This window comes from Bradyrhizobium sp. AZCC 2289 (genome assembly GCF_036924615.1).
Lineage (GTDB): Bacteria > Pseudomonadota > Alphaproteobacteria > Rhizobiales > Xanthobacteraceae > Bradyrhizobium.
In genome coordinates, this window is the sequence record NZ_JAZHRY010000001.1 from 6,813,009 (window position 1) to 6,838,788 (window position 25,780).

At 63.9% G+C, this 25,780-nt stretch carries 28 protein-coding genes; 9 read left to right on the forward strand and 19 right to left on the reverse strand.

From position 1 onward, the window contains the following. Positions 1–7: 7 nt before the first annotated feature. From V1289_RS32375 to V1289_RS32390, 4 genes are all read right to left on the reverse strand, one after another. Positions 8–844, reverse strand: coding sequence for an MlaD family protein (locus tag V1289_RS32375; protein ID WP_334402088.1), 837 nt, complete (start codon positions 842–844; stop codon positions 8–10). 47 nt (positions 845–891) lie between these two features. Beyond that, entirely contained in the window at positions 892–1,821 is a 930-nt protein-coding gene (locus V1289_RS32380) for a DMT family transporter (protein ID WP_334402090.1), read from the reverse strand. 162 nt (positions 1,822–1,983) lie between these two features. Next, a complete protein-coding gene (locus V1289_RS32385) occupies positions 1,984–2,358 on the reverse strand; it encodes a hypothetical protein (protein WP_309182679.1) in 375 nt (124 codons plus the stop codon). 148 nt (positions 2,359–2,506) lie between these two features. Then, positions 2,507–3,280: a LuxR family transcriptional regulator gene (locus V1289_RS32390; protein ID WP_309182680.1), complete on the reverse strand. Its 774-nt coding sequence runs from the start codon at positions 3,278–3,280 to the stop codon at positions 2,507–2,509. An 80-nt stretch (positions 3,281–3,360) separates the two neighbouring features. Here V1289_RS32390 and V1289_RS32395 point away from each other — a divergent pair, with 80 nt between their 5' ends. Genes V1289_RS32395 through V1289_RS32405 form a run of 3 tightly spaced genes read left to right on the forward strand, consistent with a single transcriptional unit; the run spans position 3,361 to position 5,595 of the window. Further along, the gene (locus V1289_RS32395; protein WP_334402093.1) at positions 3,361–4,017 is read left to right on the forward strand and encodes an acyl-homoserine-lactone synthase; all 657 of its coding nucleotides are present in this window, start codon (positions 3,361–3,363) and stop codon (positions 4,015–4,017) included. Then, positions 3,977–5,338 (forward strand): cytochrome P450, encoded by a 1,362-nt coding sequence (locus V1289_RS32400; protein ID WP_334402095.1) that lies wholly within the window; start codon positions 3,977–3,979, stop codon positions 5,336–5,338. The genes V1289_RS32395 and V1289_RS32400 overlap by 41 nt, the downstream gene beginning before the upstream one ends. After that, positions 5,335–5,595 carry a hypothetical protein gene (locus V1289_RS32405; protein WP_334402097.1) on the forward strand — a complete coding sequence of 87 codons (261 nt, stop codon included), beginning with the start codon at positions 5,335–5,337 and terminating at the stop codon, positions 5,593–5,595. Before V1289_RS32400 ends, V1289_RS32405 begins: the two co-directional genes overlap by 4 nt. A 24-nt stretch (positions 5,596–5,619) precedes the next feature. On the opposite strand, the gene ybaK is transcribed toward V1289_RS32405, so the two are convergent. After that, on the reverse strand, positions 5,620–6,093 hold the full coding sequence (gene ybaK / locus V1289_RS32410) for a Cys-tRNA(Pro) deacylase (RefSeq protein ID WP_334402099.1): 474 nt from the start codon (positions 6,091–6,093) through the stop codon (positions 5,620–5,622). Positions 6,094–6,378: 285 nt separating this feature from the next. Here ybaK and V1289_RS32415 point away from each other — a divergent pair, with 285 nt between their 5' ends. From V1289_RS32415 to V1289_RS32430, 4 genes are all read left to right on the forward strand, one after another. Further along, on the forward strand, positions 6,379–7,671 hold the full coding sequence (locus V1289_RS32415; protein ID WP_334402101.1) for an adenylosuccinate synthase: 1,293 nt from the start codon (positions 6,379–6,381) through the stop codon (positions 7,669–7,671). A 37-nt stretch (positions 7,672–7,708) separates the two neighbouring features. After that, positions 7,709–9,340 carry a hypothetical protein gene (locus V1289_RS32420; protein ID WP_334402103.1) on the forward strand — a complete coding sequence of 544 codons (1,632 nt, stop codon included), beginning with the start codon at positions 7,709–7,711 and terminating at the stop codon, positions 9,338–9,340. Positions 9,341–9,519: 179 nt separating this feature from the next. Beyond that, positions 9,520–9,948 carry a DUF5413 family protein gene (locus tag V1289_RS32425; protein ID WP_334402105.1) on the forward strand — a complete coding sequence of 143 codons (429 nt, stop codon included), beginning with the start codon at positions 9,520–9,522 and terminating at the stop codon, positions 9,946–9,948. A 940-nt stretch (positions 9,949–10,888) separates the two neighbouring features. Then, positions 10,889–11,425, forward strand: a complete 537-nt coding sequence (locus V1289_RS32430) for a DUF4112 domain-containing protein (protein ID WP_334402107.1) — start codon at positions 10,889–10,891, stop codon at positions 11,423–11,425. Positions 11,426–11,477: 52 nt separating this feature from the next. Here V1289_RS32430 and V1289_RS32435 read toward each other — a convergent pair whose 3' ends face one another. The 6 genes from V1289_RS32435 to V1289_RS32460 all read right to left on the reverse strand — a co-directional run bounded on the left by V1289_RS32435 (position 11,478) and on the right by V1289_RS32460 (position 15,532). Next, a complete protein-coding gene (locus tag V1289_RS32435; protein ID WP_074279128.1) occupies positions 11,478–11,762 on the reverse strand; it encodes a hypothetical protein in 285 nt (94 codons plus the stop codon). 224 nt (positions 11,763–11,986) lie between these two features. Further along, complete coding sequence (locus V1289_RS32440) at positions 11,987–12,151, reverse strand: DUF3309 family protein (protein ID WP_074279130.1); 165 nt, start codon at positions 12,149–12,151, stop codon at positions 11,987–11,989. 324 nt (positions 12,152–12,475) lie between these two features. Then, the gene (locus V1289_RS32445; protein ID WP_334402110.1) at positions 12,476–12,850 is read right to left on the reverse strand and encodes a hypothetical protein; all 375 of its coding nucleotides are present in this window, start codon (positions 12,848–12,850) and stop codon (positions 12,476–12,478) included. A 126-nt stretch (positions 12,851–12,976) separates the two neighbouring features. After that, complete coding sequence (gene msrB / locus V1289_RS32450; RefSeq protein ID WP_334402112.1) at positions 12,977–13,387, reverse strand: peptide-methionine (R)-S-oxide reductase MsrB; 411 nt, start codon at positions 13,385–13,387, stop codon at positions 12,977–12,979. A 116-nt stretch (positions 13,388–13,503) separates the two neighbouring features. Further along, entirely contained in the window at positions 13,504–14,223 is a 720-nt protein-coding gene (gene msrA, locus V1289_RS32455) for a peptide-methionine (S)-S-oxide reductase MsrA (protein ID WP_334402114.1), read from the reverse strand. Between the two features lie 199 nt (positions 14,224–14,422). Beyond that, on the reverse strand, positions 14,423–15,532 hold the full coding sequence (locus V1289_RS32460; RefSeq protein WP_309182692.1) for an ATP-dependent DNA helicase: 1,110 nt from the start codon (positions 15,530–15,532) through the stop codon (positions 14,423–14,425). A gap of 203 nt (positions 15,533–15,735) precedes the next feature. Between V1289_RS32460 and V1289_RS32465 the strand changes: the two genes are divergently transcribed. Together V1289_RS32465 and V1289_RS32470 are read left to right on the forward strand one after the other, a co-directional pair. Then, positions 15,736–16,944 (forward strand): LLM class flavin-dependent oxidoreductase, encoded by a 1,209-nt coding sequence (locus tag V1289_RS32465; RefSeq protein WP_334402116.1) that lies wholly within the window; start codon positions 15,736–15,738, stop codon positions 16,942–16,944. Positions 16,945–17,148: 204 nt separating this feature from the next. After that, a complete protein-coding gene (locus tag V1289_RS32470; protein ID WP_334402118.1) occupies positions 17,149–17,304 on the forward strand; it encodes a hypothetical protein in 156 nt (51 codons plus the stop codon). A 147-nt stretch (positions 17,305–17,451) separates the two neighbouring features. Here the strand turns inward: V1289_RS32470 and flbD are convergent, their stop codons facing one another. The 8 genes from flbD to V1289_RS32510 form a co-directional block, all read right to left on the reverse strand. Then, positions 17,452–18,831: a sigma-54-dependent transcriptional regulator FlbD gene (gene flbD, locus V1289_RS32475; protein ID WP_334402120.1), complete on the reverse strand. Its 1,380-nt coding sequence runs from the start codon at positions 18,829–18,831 to the stop codon at positions 17,452–17,454. Between the two features lie 53 nt (positions 18,832–18,884). Continuing rightward, a complete protein-coding gene (gene fliN / locus V1289_RS32480) occupies positions 18,885–19,235 on the reverse strand; it encodes a flagellar motor switch protein FliN (protein ID WP_309182695.1) in 351 nt (116 codons plus the stop codon). Positions 19,236–19,254: 19 nt separating this feature from the next. Beyond that, on the reverse strand, positions 19,255–19,878 hold the full coding sequence (locus V1289_RS32485; protein ID WP_334402121.1) for a FliH/SctL family protein: 624 nt from the start codon (positions 19,876–19,878) through the stop codon (positions 19,255–19,257). After that, positions 19,878–20,960, reverse strand: coding sequence for a flagellar motor switch protein FliG (gene fliG / locus V1289_RS32490; protein ID WP_334402123.1), 1,083 nt, complete (start codon positions 20,958–20,960; stop codon positions 19,878–19,880). Before fliG ends, V1289_RS32485 begins: the two co-directional genes overlap by 1 nt. A 6-nt stretch (positions 20,961–20,966) precedes the next feature. Beyond that, entirely contained in the window at positions 20,967–22,574 is a 1,608-nt protein-coding gene (gene fliF, locus V1289_RS32495) for a flagellar basal-body MS-ring/collar protein FliF (protein WP_334402125.1), read from the reverse strand. 171 nt (positions 22,575–22,745) lie between these two features. Next, the gene (sciP, locus tag V1289_RS32500; RefSeq protein ID WP_002714638.1) at positions 22,746–23,021 is read right to left on the reverse strand and encodes a CtrA inhibitor SciP; all 276 of its coding nucleotides are present in this window, start codon (positions 23,019–23,021) and stop codon (positions 22,746–22,748) included. A gap of 193 nt (positions 23,022–23,214) precedes the next feature. After that, entirely contained in the window at positions 23,215–23,928 is a 714-nt protein-coding gene (locus V1289_RS32505) for a flagellar hook assembly protein FlgD (protein ID WP_334402127.1), read from the reverse strand. A 10-nt stretch (positions 23,929–23,938) separates the two neighbouring features. Next, positions 23,939–25,540 carry a flagellar hook-length control protein FliK gene (locus V1289_RS32510; protein ID WP_334402129.1) on the reverse strand — a complete coding sequence of 534 codons (1,602 nt, stop codon included), beginning with the start codon at positions 25,538–25,540 and terminating at the stop codon, positions 23,939–23,941. Positions 25,541–25,780: the final 240 nt, after the last annotated feature.

Consider the following 25,780-nt stretch of genomic DNA (forward strand, 5'->3'; position numbering starts at 1 on the left):
GAGCACGTTAGCGTCTGCCGCCGCGGCCGCCAAGTTTCTGGTCGGCCTTGTTGATGGACTGGCTGATGTCGCCGAGCATCTTGCGGGTGTCGGCCATCAGGGCGCCGGACTTCTTGTCAAAACTCTCGATCAATTCGCGCAGCGAGATCACGGTCGGAAGCAGTTCGCCGCCATATTTGTCGCTGCCGAGATTCTTCAGGAAAGCTTCTGTCTTGGTCATGCCCGAGTCCGCCGCATCGACGCCGGATAGGGCGGCGTCGATGATGTCGGTGATTGTTTGACCGTTGCTCGAAAGCTGCGCGGTGAACGACTCGAAATTCCGCAGTGTATCCTTCACCGCGACTTCGTTATCGGCGATCACCTTGTCGATGTTGCGCAGCGCCACGCGGATCTTCTCCTGCATGCCCATCGTGCCTTCCGGATCGGCGGTCAATTCGGGGATGCCGTCCGGGCCCGCCGGCGGCGGCGGCGCGTCGGCCGAGCCGCCGGTGAAGGAAATCGCGGCGATGCCGGTGAGCCCCTGGAATTCCAGCCCGACCTGGGTATCCCGGTGGATCGGCGTAGTGCTGTCGATCCGCGTCATCGCGATCACGCGGTGATGGTCGAGTTTCAGCGACACCACTTCGCCGACGCGGACGCCGGCGAAATTCACGCTGCTGCCCTTGCGCACGCCGGACGCCGAACCTTCGAAGATCACCCGAAACGGCGTTTCGCCCTTGAGGCCGGCGTATTTCCGATAGCCGAGCCAGCCGCTGAGCGAGCCGGCGATCAACGCCAGCGTCAGGGTTCCGATCATCAGATTGCTGGCGCGCGCCATCTCGAGACCTTTGCGAAGCGGGGTCAAGAGATAGCGGATTTGCCGCCATGAGTCACCGCGAAGCAGTCGGCCGATCAGACGGTTTTGGGCTTCCGCGACGCTGCGAAGACGCCCGTCAGCACCAGCGCGAAGCCGATGAAATGGAAGGCCTGCGGATGCTCGCCGAGAAAGACGATCGACATCACGGTTCCGAACACCGGCACCACGTGAAAGAACGGCGCGGCGCGGTTGGCGCCGATCAGCTGCACGCCGCGATTGAAGCAGAGATAGGCCAGCGTCGAGGGAAACAGCGCGACATAGGCCAGCGTCAGCAGGTTCGCGGTATCGATCTGCATCACCGGGCGCGCGTACAGTTCCCAGAGGAACAGCGGGATCAGGCACGCCGCGCCGCAGCCGAAGGTGAAGCCGACGAACGACAGCCCATGGATCTGCGGGCGCTTCAACGTCAGCACCGAATAGAGCGCGAAGATCGCCAGCGCCACGGTGAAGATCAGATCGCCCTTGTTGAACGCGATGTTCGACAGCGTCGTCAGGTCGCCATGCAGCAGGATCACCAGCACGCCGGCCAGCGACAGCAGAACGCCACAGGCCTGCGCCAGCGTCAGCCGTATGCCGAGCAGGATCAGCGACCATAGGGCTACGATCAGCGGTGCGGCGGACTGCAGCAGCAGTGTGTTCAGCGCCTGGGTGTGCTCGAGCGCCCAATATTGCAGGGTATTGAAGGCGGCGACCCCGGTGAGGGAGAGCACGATCATGGTGCCGAGACGGCCGCGGATCGCGGCCCAGTCGCGCACCAGATGCTTCCAGGCAAAGGGAAGAATCAGCAGAAACGCCAGCGACCAGCGCAGGAACGACAGCGTTACCGGGGGAATATGTCCTGCGGCAAGGCGGCCGACGATGGCGTTGCCGGCCCAGCACATCGCGGTGATGCAAAGCAGCAGATAAGGCTGGTTGGCGATCCAGCTTCCGGCAGCACTGCGCAAGGCGGGTTCGATGGCAGACATTCGCGAAAGGCCCGGTTCGTGACGCCGCGGCCTGCCCGGCGACCGACGCCGGGCCGGAAGGTTCGCCCGGCCTGCGTCACAGACACGGATTTTCGACATTCATCAATGGCGGAGATGCATCGCGACCATGCGCGAAGCCCGATCCAGCGTGAAACCGCAGCGCTAACCCGCATCTCCGGGGCTGCGCCCCGCGCATGTCGCAAGCTGCTCGGCGAGATAGACCAGCATCCGCTGGGCACGGGGATCGCGCAGTTCGCAGAACGCCCGCAGCAACCGCAATTCGAGCAGCGATTGCTGCGATCCCCAACTCTCGGCCGATGAGGGCGCGGCTTTTTCCAGGCGGGCCGGGAGGCCAAGCGCGGCGGCGACCTCGGCCAGCCGGCCGGCGTCGGGCCCGGCCGGTCTGTCGCCGTTCTTCGCCGGCGACTGAAACGCCGCGTCGAGCAATTCGGCAAGATCGGCTTGCGAAAGCCCGATCTCGCGCAATCGCGCTCTTATCAACCGGTCGGTTTGCGCATCGGTCGGGTTGTCCGTCATCGACGCGTTCCGCGCATCGTTTCAAACGATCGCATGCCAATCACCCGTCTAACCTCCCTCTATTGTTGCCAGAAATGGCACGATTTCGCAATCATAGGACGTAAATCGCCCGGAACCCAACCTGTAATGTTCCACCGGCGCGCGCAGCTCACAGGTCGATGATCCCGAGCGCGATGCTTTTGGCGACCCCGTGCGTCTTGTTCGACGCATCGAGCTTGCGCAGCGCCTGCTTGATGAAGCCCTCGACGGTCTCCGGCGAAATCCCGAGGATCTGCGCAGTATCGGCAACCGTCTTGCCGCGCGCGGCCCAGGCCATCACTTCCTTCTCGCGCGCCGTGAGTTGGATCGCCGCCGCCTCGTCGGACGGCCGCAAAATGGTCGGCGCGTTGCGCTGATCGCGGTTGACGATATCCATCGCCCGCTGCACCCAGTAGATCATCAGCAAATGCAGCTCATTGCGATGGCAGGTGAACAGTTTTTGAAACCAGCGTGGCTCGTCTTCCCAGAAGAACACGGTCGAGCTGGAGTGGATGGCGCCGAGCCGGTCGCGATAGTGAAACGGCACCACGAAGCCTTCCTTGAAGCCATGGTCTCGGGCTGCGTCCATCATCTTCACTTCGGGAGGCCGTTTCCTTCCCTGGCGTTCCGGGAGTTTCAGGCTGCCCCAGTGAAACGGCGTGTTGGTTCGGCGCACCCGCGCCAAAGCGGGATCGGTGTGCACGAAATCGTTCTGGATGTAGGCGCGTTCCCAGGCCGGCGGATAGGTGCCGGTGTAGTAGGGCAGATCGAGTTCGGGCCGGCCTGCGTCGATGAAGGCGAAGCCCGAAAATCCGTAGTCCTGAATAATGCGATGCAGCGACACGCGGAGTTCGTCCATCGTATCCGATGACTCGATAGCGGAGATCGCTTCTTCCAGAACCATTTTACTAAAACCCCCGGTTTTAGGGGGTATCACAATTTCCAGTTTCTGTTCCAGATGATCCCGTCATCTGGAGACATGGCATGCCGCACCCATTCGATCGGTACCATGCTTTATTCACCACCGAAGAGCTTGACCCTGCCCATGTGCAGGCGATGCTCCGGCTCCGCAAGCGCCTGTTCGTCGACCATTGCGGCTGGATGCTCTCGACCATCGGCGAGGTCGAGCGCGACCAGTTCGATGCCTGGTACACCGAACACTGCCTGCTGTTTTTCGGATCGGACCTCGTCGGCGGCTTCCGCGCAATCCGGACCGATTACCCCTATCTGACCCAGTCGGTGTTTCCCCAGCTCGCGGTGCGGCGCTTTCCGAACCGGCGAAACGTCTGGGAAATCAGCCGGTTCGGCGTCCTGCCGGCCGCCGCCCAAGCATGGTCGGCGCGGCTCAATTACGCGCTGATGTTCCGCTTTGCGGAACTGCGCGGCGCCGAGGCTTTGGTCGCGATGGCCGATCTCAGCTACGAGCGTTTCCTACAGCGGATGAACATCCGCACTCGACGGTTCGGCCCCCCGCAAGTGATCGGCGCCGACAGCCGGGGCCGCTCGCTGACCGCGGTCGCCGGCGAAATCCCGGTCAAACAAGGCGACAATCCGGGCCTTGGCAAATTTCTCGATCTTGGACGGCAACTGGAGATAACCGATGCCACACATGTTCTCGGACGTTCGAGCATTTCGGCGTGACCCGCTGCAGTTTCTGCTGGAGCGCGGCAACGCCGCTCCGCTGGGGCTCGAGCCACTGCATCTCGGCCCAAGCCCGGTCCTTTTGGTCAACGATCCCGATCTGATCCGGCCGATCCTGAAGGCGCCGGAGACCGAGGTCGGCAAAGGCCGGCTGATCAAGAAGCTGACGCCGGTGCTCGGCGAGAGTTCGCTGATGCTGCATGGTGAGGAGCACAAGCGGCGGCGGGCGGTGCTGCAAAAGCACATGGCCAAGGGCGCCGTCGAAAAATATCTGCCGCAGATGTGCGCTGAGATCCGCGCGGTCGGCGCCAGGATCGCTCGCCTCGGATCGTTCGATCCGCATCGCTTCACGGCAACGCTGGCGCTGCGGACGATCTGCATCGCCGTGTTCGGCGCGCAGGTGATTTCCTCCGGCGACGAAGAGGCGCTGGTGCAGGCGGTCGGAACGATCGAGGACGATCTCGCCGACGAGATGTTCCGCGTGCTGCCGATTGGTCCGCTGGCCTGGTATCGTCGCAACAAGAACCGGGTCTGCGCCAAGCTTGCGATGTCGACCGTGGTCCAGCGTCTGCGCGCCAGCGCCGGTTCGACCAGCGCGCTCAGGGATCTCGAGGCGCTCGGCTTGAGCGACCGGGATCTCCACGACGAGATCCTGACGCTGCTGCTGGCTGGCCACCACACCACCGGATCGACCGCGGCCTGGCTATTGTACCACATGGCCGCGGAGCCGGCCCTGATGGACGAGGTCGCCGACGAGGCGGCGGAGTGCCTCGGCGACAATGGCGAGCTGCGCGTCGAGGCAGTCAGGCGCGCCGACGTCAGCGCCACGCTGGTGAAAGAAGTGTGCCGGCTTTATCCGAGCGCCTGGTGGTTCTCGCGCGAGGTCATGGCGCCGGTCTCGTTCGGCGGGCGCGATCTCAAGGTCGGCACCTCGCTGCTGATCTGCCCGTGGCAATTGCAGCGCGATCCCAGGCATTGGGAGCAGCCCGATCGCTTCCTGATGACGCGGCGCTACACCACCGATGCCTATGTGCCGTTCGGCGCCGGCCCGCGCGCCTGCGCGGGTATGGGGGTTGCGATGCTGGAGCTGCAACTGCTCGCGCTGGAAATGGCCGCGGCCTATCGCTTCACCGGCGTTTCGCCGAACCCGGCGCCGTGGCCGAAAGCCTCGGTGACGCTGGTGCCGCCGCCGATGAACATCGCGATCGAATTGCGGCAGGCGCGGCGGCGCAACACCCTGTTCGAGGCCGGCGTGGAGCTGCCCTACGTTCCGCCGGTCGGCGTCGTTCCCGCCGATACGCTCTATTCGGAATCGCAATGAACACCGCAACCGGGATGGCCAAGATGAAAGCAAGACACATGGATGAAGTGAGCGCCCGCAGTCTGCGTGGCGTCATTGCAGTGCTGGTGGAGCAACGCGGCGTCGTCAATGCCGCGGGCACTTCCTTTGCCGCGCATCTGATCGATCTGGCGATCATGCAGCTTCGCCTGACGATCAACGACGTCTCCGAGGAGGAATTGTCCGGGCTCGCCGATTTCGTCAGCGTTGGCCTCGCCAGCGAAGACAAACCGAATTGAGCAACGGACGTCAGGCGCTGACACTCACGCCGTCAGCGCCTGCACAATCGCTTCAACCGCCTTCGCGGCATCGTTGGGGTCGAGTTCGATCTGCAGGCCGCGCTGGCCGCCATTGACGAACACGGTGGCGTGGCCGAGCGCTGCCTGCTCGATCGCGACCGGTACGCGTTTCTTCTGGCCGAACGGACTGATGCCGCCGACATGGTAGCCGGTGAGCCGTTCGGCATCGCCTGGGCGCATCATCTTGGCGGCCTTGGCCCCGAACGCGGCGGCGAGTTTCTTCATGCTGACCTCGCAGTCCGACGGCACCACGACGCACACGGGTTTACCATCGACCTCGGCCATCAGCGTCTTGAGCATCCGATACGGCTCGACGCCGAGCGCCTCGGCGGCCTGCAGGCCGATGCGGTCGGCGTCGGAATCGTACGTGTAGGTGTGCAGCCTGAATTTGACGCCGAGCTTTTCCAGCGCCTGCGTCGCACGCGTTGTTTTGGACATCTGGGGGATCGCTCCGTGTTCGCGCCCTGCCGCCGCACCGCCTTGGCGCGGCCATAAATTTTCGGGGGATATCAATGGGTTGGATACCATCCAAAGCGGCCTAAAAGCCCCCTTCTTGCTTGCCTAGATCACCCGCTTCCTTTATCCGGTTGGGCTGCCTTGCATGCGAACGGCCCCCGGCCGTGATTTTGGCTGGGCACGCTACCGCATGATCCGGAAAGACGGGCAGTTCTTTTCCGGCGAGGTCATGTCTGAAACATCTGAGTTGCAGGGAACACTTTCGAAATGGCCAATGTTGTCGTCGTCGGCGCCCAGTGGGGCGACGAGGGGAAGGGCAAGATCGTCGACTGGTTGTCGGAGCAGGCCGACATCGTCGTGCGCTTCCAGGGCGGCCACAATGCCGGCCATACGCTCGTCATCAATGGCGAGACCTATAAACTGGCACTGCTGCCGTCCGGCGTGTTGCGGCCGTCCAAGCTCGCCGTGATCGGCAATGGCGTGGTGTTCGACCCGCAGGCGTTCCTCGATGAAGTCACCAAGCTGAAGGGCCAGGGCGTCGCCATCAGCCCGGAAAACCTGCGGGTGGCCGAAAACGTCACGCTGATCCTGCCGCTGCATCGCGAGCTCGATGCGCTCAGGGAATCCTCCAACGCCGCCACCGCGATCGGCACCACCCGCCGCGGCATTGGCCCGGCCTACGAGGACAAGGTCGGCCGCCGCGCCATCCGCCTGATGGACCTCGCCGATCTCGACACCCTGCCGCACAAGATCGACCGCCTGCTGGCGCATCACAACGCGCTGCGCCGCGGGCTCAATCTGGAAGAAATCGATGGCGGCGGCATCCTGAAGGAGCTGACCGCGCTGGCGCCGAAGCTTCTGCCTTATGCCGAAACCGTGTGGCGGCTGCTCGACCTCAAGCGCCGCGAGGGCAAACGCATCCTGTTCGAGGGCGCGCAGGGCGCGCTGCTCGACGTCGACCACGGCACCTATCCCTACGTCACCTCGTCCAACACCGTGGCGGCGCAGGCGGCGACCGGCACCGGCATGGGCCCGGGCGCGGTCGGCTATGTGCTCGGCATCTGCAAGGCCTATACGACCCGGGTCGGCCAGGGCCCGTTCCCGACCGAACTGAACAACGAGATCGGCGAGGAGATCGGCCGCCGCGGCAAGGAATTCGGCGTCAACACCGGGCGCAAGCGGCGCTGCGGCTGGTTCGACGCCGTGCTGGTGCGGCAAACGGTCCGCACCTGCGGCATCACCGGCCTGGCGCTGACCAAACTCGATATTCTGGACGGATTCGACTCCATCGAGGTCTGCACCGGCTATATGCTGGACGGCAAGGAAATCGACCATTTGCCGGCCGGCGAGGGTGCCCAGGCCCGGGTGGTGCCGGTCTACGAGACCATCGAGGGCTGGAAGGAGCCGACCGCCAACGCCCGTTCCTGGGCGGATCTGCCGGCCCAGGCCATTAAATATGTCCGGCGGGTCGAGGAACTGGTGGGCTGTCCCATCGCGCTGCTTTCCACCAGCCCCGAACGCGAAGATACTATTCTGGTTCAAAACCCGTTCGAGGCTTAACGAGTTGTTACCCATAAGTCCGCATTGTTGAGTCGTTATGGCTGATTATTACCCGCTGATCGCCCGCGCCATTGCCGGACTGGACCCCAGTGCCCCCGGCGAGAGCCGCCGTGCGCTCTACGAGCGGGCCCGCGCCGCGCTGATCGCGCAGCTGCGCGGCGTGCAGCCGCCGCTGTCCGAATCCGAAATCACCCGCGAGCGGCTGTCGCTGGAAGAGGCTGTGCGCAAGGTCGAATCCGAGGCCGCCCAGCGCGCCCGCGAGGCCTCGCGCCCCGGCGGCGGCGGAGCTGCGCGGGGCGGCGATGCGTTCCGCCGCGCCAATGCGCGCCCGGAGTCTGGCCCGCCATCGGCGGCACCGCCACCCTCGGCGGCACCCCGTCCGCGCCCGCCGGGACCGCCGCCACCGCGCGATGCCCGCCCGCCGCTCGGCGAGGGCGACCCGCAGCGCCCGCCGCGCAATCTGCGCCCCGACACCCCGCCGCCCGCGCCGCCGCGTCCGCAGCCGCCGGCCGGGATGCAGGACCCGCAACTGCCGCCGACCCGTGAGCGCACCGGCGCGCCGCGCCGCGGCCCCGACAATTCCGCACCGCAAATGCCGCAGCCGCCGGGCGTGCGCGGCTTCCGCGACATTGCCGCCGACGCCGACGATCTCGGCCGCGCCGCGGCGCAAGCCAGCCGCAACGCGCGGAAAACCTACGCCAACGTTCCTTCGCCCTCGCCGGAATTCGACCGGCTCGAGCCGAACATGGAAAACCGCGGCGCCGATCCGGAAGCGCCCTATTCCTACGACGAGTCGATCGAGGAAGCCGATCGCTACGCGCCGCCGCCGCAGCAGATGCCGCAGCCGCCGCAGCCGCGCTCGCGGATCGGGCAGGGCAGCGATCGCGAGCTGAGAAAGCGCGCGCGCGCCGGCACGGTGTTTCCGTTCAAGAGCGCGATCGCGATCGGCATCGTGCTGATTCTGGTCGGCGCCGGGATCCTGTGGGGCAAGTCGGCCGTCACGACCGTGAGCGGCCTGTTCAAATCTTCCCCCGCCGTGGAAGCGCCGAAGGATGCCAGCGCGCCGCAGTCGAAGCCGAAGATCGCCGATCGCGTCGGCCAGCCCGGCTCGTCGGAGCAGGTAGCGCCGGTGGCGCAGCGCGTGGTGCTGTATGACGAGGATCCGTCGGACCCGAAGGGCAAGCAATATGTCGGCTCGGTGATCTGGCGCACCGAACCGATCAAGGCGAGCGGCAACCAGAAGGCCGACATCGCCGTGCGCGCCGACATCGAAATTCCCGACCGCAAGTTCAAGATGACGATGTCGTTCCGCCGCAATACCGACACGTCGCTGCCGGCCAGCCACACCGCCGAACTGACCTTCATCCTGCCGCAGGATTTCGCCGGCGGCGGCGTCGGCAACGTGCCCGGGATTCTGATGAAATCCAACGAGCAGGCGCGCGGCACGCCGCTGGCCGGGCTCGCGGTGAAAGTCACCGACGGCTTCTTCCTGGTCGGCCTGTCCAATGTCGACGCCGACCGCGCGCGCAATCTGCAGCTCCTGAAGGAGCGTTCGTGGTTCGACGTGCCGCTGGTCTACGTCAACCAGCGCCGCGCCATCATAGCGATCGAAAAAGGCGCCCCCGGCGAACGCGCGTTCAACGACGCGTTCGCGGCGTGGGGGGAGTAGGGCTGGGGCGTTATCTGCGACCGCCTGACGTTCCCATTTTTCATACCGCGATCTCCGCGTCATGCCGGGCATCCACGTCTTCCTTCTTCGTCCCGGGATGATGCTTGAAGCCTGTCGAACTTTTCGCAAAAGCATCGTAAGACTGAGGGCGCATCAGGTCCTGAGTTTGAGGGGGCGATATGAAACGCTATCTGATCTTCGGCGCAATAGGCCCCTTCTTCGGCGGGTTCCTGCTGCTGCTCGCGACCACGGTGTCGTCGGGATACTGGACCCAGGCCAATTGGGGAGAGGTCGGAAAGTTTTTCGCAACCTTCGTCAAGACGCTGCCCTTCAGCTATCTGTTCGGTATCGTGCCGGGGCTGATGGTCGGCGCGGTGGACGACATTTTGCTGCACGTCCCGCGCATTCGCCCGGTGCTGCGGATGCTGATCGTAGGCGTGATCGGATTCGCCGCGGCGGAATTGCTCTATGGCTCGCGCGGGTCGGACTCCGGCGTGGTGCAGTTCTTCCTGTACGGTATCGTCGGCCTTGTCCCCGCGACGATCTCGTCGTGGCTGGTGCATAAATATGTCGACGAACCGCAGCCGGTGATTTCGACGTCATCTTAAGCGAGAGATGAAACGCGCCCGTCGGGCAAATCAGTGATTTTCTGTCAAGCCTACCTTAAGAAAATATTCCGCTTGTCCCGTCGGGCAAATCAGCGCTACCAGCTCGCGACATCCCGGCCCGCAAGAGGGGCGTATCGCGATCGTCACGGACGTGGGGCGGGGATGCGGTGGACGCGGCAGCGTCGGCGCGCAAGTGTGTTCGCAGGGCGGTTTTCCGTGAGCGAGCAACGGCGCGCAGGACGAACGGCGCCAAAGCGTACGGCAAAACCGTGTGGTCCCGACACCCGTTGCTGGTGCCAAGCTGCCGGTGGTGAGTTCGATCCGACCGGATCAGTCCCGCCATCAAGCCGGCAGCGACGGTGACAAGACGAATTCGTCGCCGGGGAGCCCGATATAAGCCGTAAAGCCATTGCGCGGGGAATGCCGGAGTGTTTCCGCTGAACCTGTATGCTCGTGTGCGTTTTTCTTTCTGTATCTTTGCACGCGAGACCGCGGGTGCAGCGCGCACCCGGCATTCCCTGCTCCCTCTTTTCTCGAGGGACAAGGTTCGTGCAAAACTTCGGGCGCGTCGCGCCGCGAGAACGCGAAGGCGTGTCGGGAGCTGTTTGAAATTTGAATCAGGAAATTCCATCAACGTCATTGCGAGGAGCGAAAGCGACGAAGCAATCCACACTTGCTTTGCCGCACGATGGATTGCTTCGCTTGCGCTCGCAATGACGACTACAGGAATCGTAGGGTGGGCAAAGCGAAAGCGTGCCCACCATTCGGGATAATCATCGCTGGTAGATGGTGGGCACGGCGCAAGCGCGCCTTTGCCCATCCTACGAGCGCCGTTACGTTATTGCCGCGACAGCCGCCGCTTGACGCCGTCAGCGGCGCGGGGAAGGTGACAGGGTGGTAATGTGAGGCAACTTGCGCCGCGGTTTGGCGTTACCATCTGATGGCCATGTCCAACGACGAAATCTATTCCCCCAACCGCACGCGTTCGCGGCCGCCGTTCGGCGGCGCGCAGGCACGCGGCAAGGTGATCGACCAGGACGGGCGCGAAATCCCGGAAGCCGGGCTGCATCCGCAGTTCGAGGGATTCCGGTTCGATTTCGGCACGTCGAGCGCCAATCCGTTCGGCAATCTCACCCGCGAGCAGCGGCTGGCGCGGCTCGATGCGCTGGCGAAATTGCTCGACGTCGCCTTCATCCTGCCCGGCACCAATATCCGCTACGGCATCGACGGCATTATCGGTTTGATCCCGGTGATCGGCGATCTCATCACCACCGCGATCTCGCTGTGGCTGGTGCGCGAGGCGCGCGCGCTCGGCGCGCCCTGGCATATCACCGCAAGGATGCTGGCCAATGTGGCGGTGGATGGCGTGGTCGGAATGGTGCCGCTCGCGGGCGACGCCTTCGATGTCATGTTCCGCGCCAATGTCCGCAATGTGCGGATGCTGAAGCGCTGGATGGACAAGCAGCCGCGCCAATAAACAAAGCCCCCGGACCAGGTCCGAGGGCAGTGACGTCCAGCGACGCTAAATATCAGGCGGCGTCGGCGTCGGCATCCGAAGGCGCGGGCGCACGGGGACGGCGCGGCAGCGGAAAGGCTTCGCTCTCATACAGGGTGCGGATGCCGCTCTGGTCGAAGCGGGCCTCCTCGACCTGCAGATAGGCGCCGTTCAGCGAGTCCGCCGGCAGTTCCTCGATCGCGAAGCGAACCGCTTCGGCCGCGGTGCCAAAACGCCGATATGCAAAACCCGCCCGCTTCTTCTTGCGGATCGCGGCAGGAAACAGTTCGGCGGCGGTATCGTAACTGAATGGACGCATGGTCTGTGACCTCAATCTTTTTGGCTCTTGCGTTAGAGCGTATGGGGATTGGATGACGGTCGGCCGCATCCCGGCGGCGCGCCGTGCACGTCATGTCAGGCCCCAATATAAGCCTGTTTGACAGAAATGCGACTCCTGACGGCGCATATCGGGGGTGATGATGAATCCGCGCATGGCTCCGCGGCAGCCGGAATTAATCCTGTTATTTCAATGGCCTATGCGGGTTACAGCTTGCCGAGCAGCCACAGGATGACCAGGACGATTAAAATCACGCCGCCGAGACCCATGCCTGAATGGCCCATGCCGTAGCCATAGCCGCCGATCCGGCCGCTGAAGCCGCCCAGCAGGACGATAATCAGGATGATGATGAGTATCGCTCCAAGCGACATGGCATTCTCCCGCGACGGCGGCCGATCGCCCGATATTACGCCCTCGCGGGCCGGAACCAAGCAGATTCCGGATCGCGAGGGCTCAGGGTCGATCCGCCGAGAACTGAGGTCGTCATTGCGCGCCCTTCCCCTCTCCCCTTGTGGGAGAGGGTGGCGCCTCACGAAGCGAGGCGACGGGTGAGGGGTCTGTCTCCGCGGATAGAGACCCCTCATCCGGCGCGGCTTTGCCGTAGCCGATGCAAAGCATCGGCGTCCTGCCTTAAGAACGGCGGCCGAAGGCCGCCTATGGATCACCTTCTCCCACAAGGGCAGAAGGAAGAGCCGTCACTTCTTCGTCTCGTCGATCGGCAGCACCTTCAGCGGCGATGCATAGGGTTCGACGCGCAGCGAGTCGGTGGCGATCAGGCCTATTCTGTGCAGCGGCGCCTGTTCGAGATCGCCGGACGCGGACTTGTGCACCGCGTATTGCCACACGCTCATCGAGCCCTTGGCGACCAGCATCCTGGCGATGCCGCCAGCATTCTTGCCGTCGACCTCTGCCAGCTCGTCGTCCGAAAGCCCGATGACGACTTCATCCTTCGCGGTGATGACCTTGAACAGCGATACTTTATCGGCGGCAAAGGCGGGCTGGACCACAACGCTCTCCATGATGAGGCCGGCAAGGCCGAGACCGAGCAACAGACGTTTGGATATGTGCATTCGACTTCCCTTGTTTTGCGCGCCGGCATGGCAGGACATGAAGAAGCAAAGAAAAACCCCGCGCGACCAGCTCTTGGTCGCACGGGGCGAAAGACAAGTTCGAATACGTTCGAACGGAAAGGCGGGTTATTTCGGCTGCAGCTTCAGCGCCGCCGAATTGATGCAGTAGCGCAGGCCGGTCGGGCCGGGGCCGTCATCGAAGACGTGGCCGAGATGGCCATTGCATTTCGAGCACAGCACCTCGGTCCGGATCATGCCGTGGCTGATGTCGCGTTCCTCGTCGACATGGCTGTCGATCGCAGGTGCGGTAAAGCTCGGCCAGCCGCAGCCGGAATCGAACTTGGCGTCCGATTCGAACAGCGTCTGCCCGCAGCCGGCGCAGGTATAGGTGCCCTGGCGGTGCTCATGCTCGTACTCGCCGGAGAACGGCCGTTCGGTCGCCTTCTCGCGCAGCACCGCGTACTGCATCGGCGTCAGTTCGCGGCGCCACTCGGCGTCGCTCTTCTCGACCTTGACCGTCGTTTTGGTGTCGGACATGGAATCTCCCATGGTTGATCGTCATTGCGAGCGAAGCGAAGCAATCCATCTAACGGCATAAAGAAAGAATGGATTGCTTCGTCGCTTCGCTCCTCGCAATGACGGGAACTAATTTCTCAGTTGGTGACTTTCGCGCTGCTCACCAACGTCGGCTTCTCGATATAGTTGTCCGCAAAGATCTTCTTCAAATTCTCGACCTTCGGGATGTCGTTATAGGCAATATAGGGCTGACTCGGGTGCAGCGTCAGATAGTCCTGGTGATAGGCCTCCGCCGGATAGAACGCCTCCAGCGCTCCGACCTTGGTCACGATCGGCTTCTTGTAGACCTTGGCGGCGTTGAGCTGGGCGATATAGGCCTCCGCGACCTTCTTCTGCTCGTCGGAGGTGGTGAAGATCGCCGAGCGATATTGCGTGCCCGAGTCCGGGCCCTGGCGGTTCAACTGGGTCGGATCGTGCGCGACGGAAAAGAAGATCTGCAAAATCTTGCCATAAGAGATCTTCTTCGGGTCGTATTTGATCTCGACCGATTCCGCGTGGCCGGTGGTTCCGGTGGAGACCGTCGAGTAGTCGGCGGTCGCCTTGCTGCCGCCGGCGTAACCGGACACGGCATTGACCACGCCCGCGGTGTGCTGGAACACGCCCTGCACACCCCAGAAGCAGCCGCCCGCGATCACTGCGGTCTGGATCCCGCCGGCCGCCTGCGCGTCGGTGGTGGGGGCGGGGATGACGACAGCATCTTCCGCGGCAAGCGAGGGCGCAACGTTGAAGGCGGCGATGGCCAGTGCCCCGATGGCGGCGGCACACAGCGAAAGACGGCTGAATTGGCTACGGGACATGGTTTCCTCGTGGAGTGGTGGTTGGGGAGCAGTCTAGAGCGGAAGCCGCGTTTCGCAATCGCTGCGGCTCGCTCCGATGCCCCTAGATACGGAGAAAGGCGGGTTTTGTTACGGCCCGAGACACCGGCCAAAACACACGGTTTCGTGAATAAAGCCACGCCCTGCGCAAGGCCTTAGGGGGCGAGCCGGAGCAACGAACTCACACCACCACACTCAGCCGCTTCGCCGCGCGCGTGATGCCGGTATAGAGCCACCTGGCGCGGCTGTCCTGGAACGCGAAGCTTTCGTCGAACAGCACCACGTCGTCCCATTGCGAGCCCTGCGACTTGTGCACCGTGAGCACATAGCCGTAATCGAATTCGTCATAGGGCTTGCGCTGTTCCCACGGGATGGTCTCGATCGCGCCGCCGAAGCAATCGCCGCGCACCGAGACTTTCGTGACCTTGTGGCCAAAGTCCTCGTCGGGCGACAGCCGCATGGTAATGATTTTGGACTTCGACTGCGCGCGCGATTTCACCCGCCACAGCCCGCCGTTGAACAGGCCCTTCTTGCGGTTGTTGCGCAGGCAGACGAGCTTGTCGCCGGCGACCGGCAAGGGATCCTCGATGTTCTGCTTCTGCCGCACCCGCATGTTGTAGGCGCGGCGGGTGTTGTTGCGCCCGACCAGCACCTGGTCGGCGCTCATCACCCGATCGGGATCCAATTCGTTGCGCGTGACCACTTCGCTTTCGCCGTGGCGGCCGATCTCGAGCTCGCGGCCCTCACGGATATCCATCGACATCCGCACGATCGGGTCGTCCTGCGCCTGGCGGTGCACTTCGGTCAGCATCGCGTCGGGCTCGCAATCCGTGAAGAAGCCGCCGCCCTGGATCGGCGGCAATTGCGCGGGGTCGCCGAGCACCAGCAGCGGACAGTCGAACGACATCAGATCGCGGCCAAGCTCGGCATCGACCATCGAACATTCGTCGATCACGATCAGTTTTGCCTTCGAGGCCGGCGCGTCGTCCCAGAGTTCAAAGCTCGGCTGCTCGACGCCGGATTCGCGGGCGCGATAGATCAGCGAGTGGATGGTGGAGGCGTTGTCGCAACCCTTGTTGCGCATCACCAGCGCTGCCTTGCCGGTGAAGGCCGCAAACTTCACCTCGCCGTCGACGGCGTCGGCAATGTGCCGCGCCAGCGTGGTCTTGCCGGTGCCGGCATAGCCGAACAGCCGGAACACCGGCGGCGTGCCGTTCTTGCCAGGCTTTGCCTTGAGCCAGTCGGCAACGGCTTTGAGCGCGGAGTCCTGATGCGGCGTAAAAATGGTCATGGGGTCTCGGCGGAGGGTGAGGCGGGCAGCGGAGCGCGGCCGCGACTCACACGCCACAAGCTAACCATTCGCGCGCTCCAATCAAGCCGACTTCCGCAGCGCGGAATTGGAGTTTCACAACCGAGGCTAGACTTGGCCCGCGCCGCGAATAGACTGACCGAAAACAACAAGCGGTCCAGCAAACGGCCTTGGGAGCGAACGTCATGAAATTCGGCATCTTCTATGAGCTGCAATTGCCGCGTCCGTGGGAAGAGGGCGACGAGCTCAAGCTCTACCAGAACGCGCTGACGCAGCTTGAGACCGCCGACCGGTGCGGCTACGACCATGCCTGGGTGGTGGAGCATCATTTCCTCGAGGAATATTCGCATTCGCCGTCCCCGGAATCCTTTCTCGCCGCCGCTTCCCAGCGCACCAAAAAAATCCGGCTCGGCCACGGCATTTTTCAGCTCACCACCAATCATCCAGCGCGCGTTGCCGAGCGCGTCGCGGTGCTCGATCTGCTGAGCAACGGCCGCTGCGAATTCGGGATGGGCGAGAGCGCCTCGATCACCGAACTGACGCCGTTCGGCCGCGACATGGAAACCAAGAAGGAGGTGTTCGAGGAAGCGGTGCAGGCAATTTTCCCGATGTTCACCAAAGTCGGCACCGAGCATCACGGCAAGTATTTCGACATTCCCTTGCGCAACGTGGTGCCCAAACCGGTTCAGAAACCGCATCCGCCGTTGTGGATGGCGTGCTCGCAATTGCCGACCATCGAACGCGCGGGCCAGCACGGTTTCGGCGCGCTCGGCTTCCAGTTCGTCAGCGCGGATGCGGCGCACGCCTGGGTGCACGCCTATTACAATGCGATCACCAAGCGGCTGAAGAAGCTCGCCGATTACGAGATCAATCCGAACATGGCGCTGGTGTCGTTCTTCATGTGCGCGAAGACCGACGAGGAGGCGCGGGCGCGCGCCGATGGCGCCACCTTCTTCCAGTTCGCGCTGCGCTATTACGGCCAGGGTCAGAACCGGGCGCGTCCCGCACCGGGCACCGTCAACATGTGGGACGAGTACCACAAGTGGAAGCGGGAAAATCCGGAAGCCCAGGAGGCGGCGTTGCGCGGCGGCCTGATCGGATCGCCGGAAACCCTCCGCAAGAAGCTGCGCCGGTTCCGCAGCTCGCACATTGATCAGGTGATCCTGCTCAACCAGGCCGGCAAGAACAGCCACGAGCACATCTGCGACTCGCTGGAACTGTTCGCCAGGGAAGTGATGCCGGAATTCCAGAACGATCCCGAGCACGAGGCCTGGAAGAAAGGCGTGATGAGCGGCGCGATCCAGCTCGAGGAGATCGACACCGAGGCGTTTAGGGATCGTTACGGCAAACTGGCGGTCAATGTCGCACCGGCGCAGAAGGTCGCGGCGGGATAGCGGGCTTGCGGGACAAATGGATTCACGAACATCGGTGCGTGAAAATTTGATAACGCGGCAACGCCATCGATGCCGCTTGTGGTGGCGTTTTGGCCGCGCGCGGACTAGAAGGCCCGGTGTTTTCCGTCGAGCTAGATGAGCGCGGCTATCGTGGCCATGGCGATACCGTTTTGCCATGGTCGCTCAACGCTGTGGGATGATTTGATGAAGCGTATTGCGGTCTGGGCGTTCTACGGGATCGGCGCGCTTGCGATCGCCTATCTGGCGCTCTACGCCTATGCTGTCTTCACCGGCCGCGACCTGCAGCCGGGCGACCCCATTCACATCTTCCGCAAGCCGGATGCGCCGAGTTATTCATGATGGTCTCGTGTCCCGGACGCGGTGCAGCGTCCTTCACGCTGCTCCGCAGAGCCGCGACCTATGCTCATCTTTTTCGCGCAACGATGGACCCCGGATCTGCAGCGCACCGCTCACGCGCTGCGCTGCGTCCGGGGAACGCGTTGGGTGTTAGCCCGCCGCCACAAACCGCGCATACTCGCCCGAGCCTGCCGGCGTGATCGGCAGGCCGCCGTCGGCATATTCGTTCAGCTTGTTGCGCAGCGTGCGGATCGAGATCCCCAGGATGTTGGCGGCGTGGGTCCGGTTGCCCAGGCAATGCTTGAGCGTCTCCAGGATCAGGTCGCGCTCGACATCGGCGACCGTACGTCCGACGAGGGCGCGCGTGACCTGTTCGGCGGCGAATGTCGCATGCGCTACCGCGGGCGGCGTTTTGGCGAGATCGAGACGGTCGCCGTCGGGCGTCAGGATGGCGTCGGCGCCGATCTCGTCGCCCTGGGCCATCAGCACCGAACGGTGCATGGTGTTTTCCAGCTCGCGAACGTTGCCCTGCCAGCGGTTGGACGTCAGCACCCGCCGTGCGTCCGCGGAAATCGTGCGCAGCGGCACGCCATTGGCATCGGCATATTTCTTGGCAAAATGCTGCGCCAGTTCGAGAATATCCGCCGGACGATCGCGCAAGGGCGGGATCTTCAGGTTGACGACGTTGAGGCGAAACAGCAAATCCTCGCGAAACGTACCGTCGCGCACCGCGTCCGCCAGATTGCGGTTCGAGGTCGCGATGATGCGGATATCGACCGGAACCGGCTTGGTGCCGCCGACGCGGTCGATAACGCGCTCCTGAATCGCGCGCAGCAATTTCGATTGCAGCCGCACGTCCATTTCGGAGATTTCGTCGAGCAGCAGCGTGCCGCCGGTGGCCTCCTCGAATTTGCCGATCCGCCGCGCCACCGCACCCGTGAATGCGCCCTTCTCGTGGCCGAACAGTTCGGATTCCAGGAGATGCTCGGGGATCGCCGCGCAGTTGATCGAAATGAACGGCCGCTTGGCGCGGGCCGAGCGGGTGTGGACATAGCGCGCCAGCACTTCCTTGCCGGTGCCGGACTCGCCGGTGATCATGACCGAAGCGTCGGAGCCCGCGATCTGCTGCGCCAGCTTGATCACCTTGCCCATCGCCTCGTCGCGCCAGACGAGGTCGCGTGAATCGTTGGCGACGGCTGCGAGTACCGCGGCGATCAGTTCGGGATCGGGCGGCAGCGGGATGTATTCCTTGGCGCCGGCATGGATGGCGGCGACCGCAGCGCGGGCGTCATTGGAGATGCCGCAGGCCACGATCGGCACGTGGATGTGCTCGGCTTCCAGCCGCATCACCAGGTCGCGGATGTCGAGCGCGACATCGACCAGCAGCAGGTCGGCGCCCTTGCCGCCGCGCAGCACGGCCATCGCCTGCTCGATCACCTCGGCGTGGGTCACGGACGCGCCGTTGTCCATCGCGATCTTGGTGGCGGTCGTAAGTTGGCCCTTCAGGGTGCCAACGATGAGAAGCCGCATGATAATCTCCTGTTCGTCTGTTCGCGCCGCTCATGCGCGTGTCGTCAAAAACGTTAGTTGCGTTCCGCCTTGATGATTTCCGTCATGGTCACGCCAAGCTTGTCTTCCACCAGTACGACCTCGCCACGCGCCACCAGCCGGTTGTTGACGTAGATATCGATGGCTTCGCCGACCCGGCGATCCAGTTCCAGCACGGTGCCGGGTCCGAGCTTCAGGAGCTCGCCGACATCCATCTTGGAGCGGCCGAGCACGGCCGAGACCTGTACCGGCACGTCGAACACGGCCTCCAGATCGGCGGCAATGCGCGAGGCCTGTTCGTCTTCATTATAGGAGATGTCGTCGACCGGCCCCGGATTGGCGGCGTTGAGATCGGGCAGCGGAACCTGTGCGTCGGTGTCACTCATGGCTCAATCCTCATGGCCGCTACCCGGCCTGATCGCGGGACGCCATATAGCGCCCGACAAGTTCGTTGATCTTGGCTTCGATGGCGGCGCGTTCCAGCACCACGCCGCCGTCGGCCCACTCGATCCGGCAGTCGCCGGTTGCGATCTCCGGCTCGGCCAGGATCACCAGCCGGCCCTCGAAGCCGCTCTGAGCGGCCTGCCGTTCGATCTTTTCGCGGGCGGCCTCGTAGAGAGAATCGTTGATGCGGACCACGAGGTGAGGCGTCGACACCAGATGCGAGAAGCAATCGGCGACCAGGGCGGTGATTTCGGCCAGCGGTTCGCCGGAAATCAGCTCGTTGCAGAGCTTGCGCGCGACCGCGACCGCGACGTCGACGGCTTCGGTCTCCATCCGGGTTTCGACGCCGGAGAAGCGCGTTGCGATGCCCTTGATCGCGATCCCGATCTCTTCGAGCGCCAGCGCGGTGCGGCGGTCGCTTTCCGCCTTCGCCTCGCGCTGCGCCGCGTCGTAGCCGTCGCGATAGGCGCGGGCCTCGGCGGACGCGATCTTCTGCGCGATCTCGGAAGCCGTAGCGGGCTTCTCGCGCGCCTTGTCGGGCACCCCGAAGTCCATGTCGAACAGGAATTTTGCGGGCGCGGCCATCAGTACACCAGCTCGTCGTCGGCGCGGTTCTTGGTCAGCGTGATTTCGCCCTTGGCCGCCATGTCCTTGGCGAGATTGACCAGCAGCGCCTGCGCCTCGTCGACGTCGCGCAGCCGAACCGGTCCCATCGCCGCCATGTCGTCCATCAGCATCTTGCCGGCGCGCGAGGACATGTTGCCGAAGAAGAAGTTGCGGACCTCCTCGTTGGCGCTCTTCAGCGCGATACCGAGCTTGTCCTTGTCGATATTGCGCATCAGCGTCTGAGCCGAGGCGGAGTCCAGCTTGATCAGATCGTCGAACGTGAACATCAGCGCCTTGATACGTTCGGCGGATTCGCGGTTTTCCTCTTCCAGCGAGGTGATGAAGCGGGTCTCGGTCTGGCGGTCGAAATTGTTGAAGATTTCGGCCATCACCTCGTGGGCGTCGCGGCGGCGGGTCTGCGACAGATTGGACATGAATTCGGTGCGCAGCGTCTGCTCGACGCGCTCGATGACTTCCTTTTGCACCGCTTCCATCTTCAGCATCCGGCCGACCACGTCGAGCGCCAGATCCTCGGGCAGGATTGCCAGCACGCGGGCGGCGTGCTCCGGTTTCAGCTTCGACAGCACCACCGCGATGGTCTGCGGGTATTCGTTCTTGAGGTAGTTGGCGAGCACCTCTTCCTGGACGTTGGAGAGCTTCTCCCACATGTTGCGGCCGGCGGGACCGCGAATTTCGTCCATGATGCCGGTGACGCGCTCGACGGGCAGATATTGCTGCAGCAGCCGTTCGGTGGCGTCGAACGTTCCCATCAGCGCGCCGGACGCCGACATCCGCGAGACGAATTCGAGCAGCAGGTCTTCGACGATGTCAGCCTCGACGGTGCCGAGCGTCGACATGTGAATCGACAGCTCGCGGACCTCGTCGTCGTCGAGCAGCGCCCAGACCTTGCCGCCATATTGCTCGCCCAGCGCCAGCATCAGGATGGCGGCGCGCTTCGGCCCGGTCAGGGGCTTGCCCTTGGGCCGGCTGGCCTGACGGCTCGCCAGCGCCGAGATGACGGTGGTGATGTCGTTGGCGTTGGTGGTTTGCGGTACGGCCATGTCAGATCACTCGACCGGTTCGCTGAGCCATTGACGAACAATGGAGGCGGTTTCGTTCGGATTTCGCTCGGCCAGTTCGCCGACCCGATGCACGGCTTGCGCGTGGACCTGGCCCTGAACCTGGGCGACGTCGATCAATTGGGCGGCGCCACCGGGAATCAGGGCCTGGCCGGGCGCCTCAGCGGATTGAGCGTCGGTCAGCGCGGGTAGCGGGGCGGGGGTCGGGACGACTTCGGCAGCCAGGATTCGCTTGACCAGCGGCCGGATCACCATGAACAGCACCACCAGGCCGAGCAGCATCATCACGCCGAGCTCGATGACGTACATGACGTCGTCCTTGGTGAATTGCAGCATGCCGAGCAGGCCGGTCGGCTCGGCCACCGGGGGGACGGCCGGCGCTTCGGCAAATCGGAGATTGACGACTTCGACCTGGTCGCCGCGCTTCTGGTCGAAGCCGATCGACGAGCGCACCAGGGCTGCGATCCGGTCGAGCTGCTCTTTGGTGCGGTCGGCATAGACCATCTCGCCTTTTTCGTTCTTGGAATAGCTGCCGTCGACCAGCACCGCGACCGAGATCCGGTTGACCCGCCCGGCCTCGGTGACCTCGGTCTTGGTGGTGCGGGAGATCTCGTAATTGTTGGTCTCTTCGCTCTTCTTGCTCTGGTCGCGCGCCTGTGCCGCGCCGTTGTTGTTCTGGTTGCCCGGCAATTCATTGTTGACGGTGACCTGGCCGTTGGTTTCGGCGGTCGCCGAGGATTCCTCGCGGGTCTGGCTGGAGCGCAGCACCCGTCCTTCCGGATCGAACTTGTCCGAAGTCTGGGTGACCTTGTTGTAGTCGAAGTCGGCCGAGAGCTGGACGCGCGCGCGCCCTGCGCCCACCACCGAGGAGACGATCGCCTCGACCTGGTTGCGCATCCGCTTCTCGAAGGCCGTGCGGCGCTCGTCGCCGGCCGCGTTGTCGCCTTCGCCCGAGGCGCCGTCGGCGAGCAATTGACCGGCTTCGTCGACGATCGACACCCGCTGCGGCTTCAGCCCGTTGACGGCGGAGGCGACCACGTGGCGGATGGCGCGGATCTGCTGCGGCTCCAGGCTGCCGCGCACCCGCACCACGATCGAGGCCGACGGCTCCGGCGTTTCGCGCGAGAACAGCGGACGTTCCGGCAGCACCAGATGGACGCGCGCGGCCTGGATGCGGTCGATGGCGCGGATGGTGCGGGCGAGTTCGCCCTCCAGCGCGCGCAAATGATTGATGTTCTGGACGAAGCTCGTGGTGCCCAGCGCGTCGGATTTGTCGAAGATCTCGTAGCCGACGCCGCCGCCCTTGGGCAGGCCGCCTTCGGCCAGCTTCATGCGCAGCCGGGTGACCTTGTCCTTCGGCACCATGATGACGGCGCCTTCGTTGCGCAGCTCGAAGGGAATCGCCTGCCGTTCCAGCTCCTTGATGATGCCGGAGGAGTCCTCGGTCGAGAGGTCGGTAAACAGGGTCGTCATCTGCGGCGTGGTGACGCGCATGATGACAAACGCGAAGAAGCCGAGCAGCGCGGTCGTCACCGCCACCATCGCCATCAACCGTGACGCACCCAGACCTCTCAGGAAAGCAACGAGACTTTGCACCAACTGCCCCCAGGGATTCGGCCCCAAGGACCGACTGGGCAATTATTGCCTAGGGGATGGTTTCGATATGGTTAACGACGGTTAAAACCTGGCGCGAAAGTTCGGCATGAAAAAAATCGGCCTTGCAAGACAAGGCCGATTTTCATCAAATCTTTCGGGTTCTGGGCGCGCTTACTGGCGATATTGCTGGATGCGGGTGGTCCGCAGCCCGGCCAGACCATGCTGGTCTATGGAAAACTGCCAGGAGAGGAACTCGTCGACCGTCAGCGTGTAGCGGCTGCAGGCCTCCTCAAGGGAGAGCAGGCCGCCGCGAACCGCGGCAACGACTTCGGCCTTGCGGCGGATCACCCACCGTTTGGTCCCGGGCGCGGGCAAGTCCGCAATTGTTAACGGACTGCCGTCAGGCCCGATGACGTATTTTACCCTCGGGCGATGGGGTTCTGTCATGGCGTACTCACAAACTCTCAACCACTGAACTCACAGCTAACAACCTACGCCGAGCGACTTAAAATTTGCCTAAGCCCAAGGCTTCAATACGAATCTCCTTGAAAATGACCGTAATGCCATGCGGCCCGGCCTCTGGAGGAGGCCGGGCCGGAGCAGGATCTGAACGAACGGGTGGTTGTCCGGGCCGCGCAGGCTACTGCGCGATGCTCTTGATCTGGTTGACCGTATAGGTCTGGTTATTGATGGACAGCAAAGGTGGCGACTGGGTGAGGTCCACAGAATCGACCACGCCTTGAATCTGGGTTGAGATCGCGACGGTATTGCCGGAACTGTCCGCCCCGGTGGCGGTCAGCTTGTATTGGCCGTCCGGCCACTGGGTGCCATCGTTGCCCTTGCCATCCCATGTGAAGGGTTGATTGTTGCCGGCGTTGACGCCATAGGCGCCCGTGAAGACGGTTTGCCCGGTGCTGTTGCTGATCGAGATATTGACGTTGGAATTGGTCGGAACGCTCAGCTCCCAGGTCGCGCTGCCATTCTTAACAGCCGTGGTGCTGCCATCTACCACCGCAGTCTTGCCGACGAAGCCTAGCGCCTGAGTCGATTGGGCGGTCTGCTGCAGCGACACCAGCGTCGTCAGCTGATCGTTGGTTTTGAGTTGCTGCTCGACCCCTGCGAATTGCACCAATTGCTGCGTGAACTGGTTGGTGTCCAGCGGATCGAGCGGATTCTGGTTTTGCAGCTGCGTCGTCAGCAGCGTCAGGAAGGTTTGAAAGTTTCCTGCCAGCGTGGCGCCGGTGGTCGAACTCAGCGAACTTCCGGACGAACTGGAAGAGGAGGTTTGGGGGGTCGTCCCCGAAACCACTGGGCTGGCCGCGTTTGCGCCTGCTGCTGCCGCTGCTGTCGTCATGTCCGTCTCCTCAAACCCTGATGTCCACGCCGCTGCTCGATCCGAGCATGCGGCCATAGGTCCGGCCCGTTACTGCGGCGCGGGTGGTGTCGTCATCGCTGATCACCAGCCGCTGCGCGTTGCGACCGCTGTCGTTGCCGCTGTTCTGACCTGATGACGACTGGTCGCGCAGGCTGAATTGAAGGCCGCTGCCGCCGGTCTTGAAGCCGGCGTCATCCAACGCGCGCTGCAACTGGGGCGCGTCCTGCCGCAACAGCGACAGCGTTTCCGGTTTGTCGACCGTCAAATGCGACGTCACTTGGCCGTTGCGATCGACATCGATGCGGACATCGATGCGGCCGAGGTCGGCTGGATCGAGCCGGATTTCGAAGCGGCTCTTGCCGCTCTTGGCCGATGCCGCGATCTCCATGGCGACGCCGCTCAAGGGCACGGCCCCGTTGGTCGCGGCCGTGACCGTCAGTTGTGACGCGGCGACCGGAGCGGCGGTCGGCGATTGCAACTGCGGCTGCAGCGCGCCCGCCGCCTGCAGGCTGTTGTCGGATGCGTTGACCGAGTTCTGTCCGGCATCGGCAGCCGCGGAAGCGCCATTGGCGGCGGCGTTGGCGACCAAAGGCGGCGTGGAATTGCCCGATGCGTCGGTCTTGACGGCGTCGACGACACCGCCTTCGGCCTTCTGTTTGCCGGCGACCGCGGTGGGCTGGGTGACGCCGGGAACGATTGCGGTGGGCGCGGCCGTTGCGGGAGCGCCCGTCGTGCCGGTTGCGGTGTTCTGATCGCCCGAAATTGTGATGCCTTCCTTGGCGATGACCGGGCCTTTCGCCGGCGCTGCGGCTTTCGACGTTGCCGGAGCGCCGGTCGCAACCGATCCTGCCAACGCAACCCCGGTCGTCGCGGTGGCGTCGCCGGCCATGCCTTGCACGCTTAGGGCCTCGGTAAATGCGGCGTGCAGATCGATTTTTGAATCGGCAGCCTTGGCCGCAATTGCGGTTGCAGCCGTTGATGCGCTGGCGTCGGTGCCGGTTACCGCGGATGTCGCAGCTGGAGCGGCCTCGGTAATTGCCGCGGTGGCGGCTATCGCGGCCGCGGCGATTGCAAGCGGAGCGGCGGGTTTGTCGGCCGTCGAGGTTGGCGCAGCGGGGACAGTGGTCGGCGCCGCGGCGACGGGAATTGCGGTGGCGACGGCGCTGACGGCCGCTGCGACTGCGCCGTCCTGCTTTGCCTGGGGTTGATCCTTCGCCGAGCTAGTTTCGGCGGAAGACAATTTTGATTTTGACGTCGACTTCGTATCGTCGGATTTCGAGGCGGATTTCGCTTTCGCGCGGCCGGACGCATCGGCATTGGCGGTGGCGTTGGCATCCGCATTGGTATTGGCGGGCGCGCTGGCGGCGGCATTCTGGTCGTCCGCATTGATTTGCGCCGTTTTGTCGGCCGCCGCAGTGTTGTCGCGTGGTGCACTGTCGGTGGCCGGTGCCTGATCGTCGCCGCGACGCGGGGCGGGCGCGCTGGTGTCTTGCGGGCGGCCGGTATCTTGCGGGCGATTGTCGCTGTTGCTGGCGGAGGTATTGCTGTCGACCAGCGCCGAGAAACTGTCGTTATTCTGCGCTTGGGCCAAGTCGGTCCGGGTGGATCGCTGCGTCGTGCCCTGAAAAGACAGGTTTGACGATGCTTCTGACGTGACACTGACCACAGGCGATCCTCTTGATGAAACTTCCAACTACCAGTCAGCAAGGACCGGGCCACCAGTGACTTCCGAAAAATACCTTTTATTTTCAATGGTTTGATAGCTGGAGAGGTGGACCTCAGCGACGTCGCCGTGGCCCCCTTTTCTGCCCGGCGGCAAGATTTGCCGTCT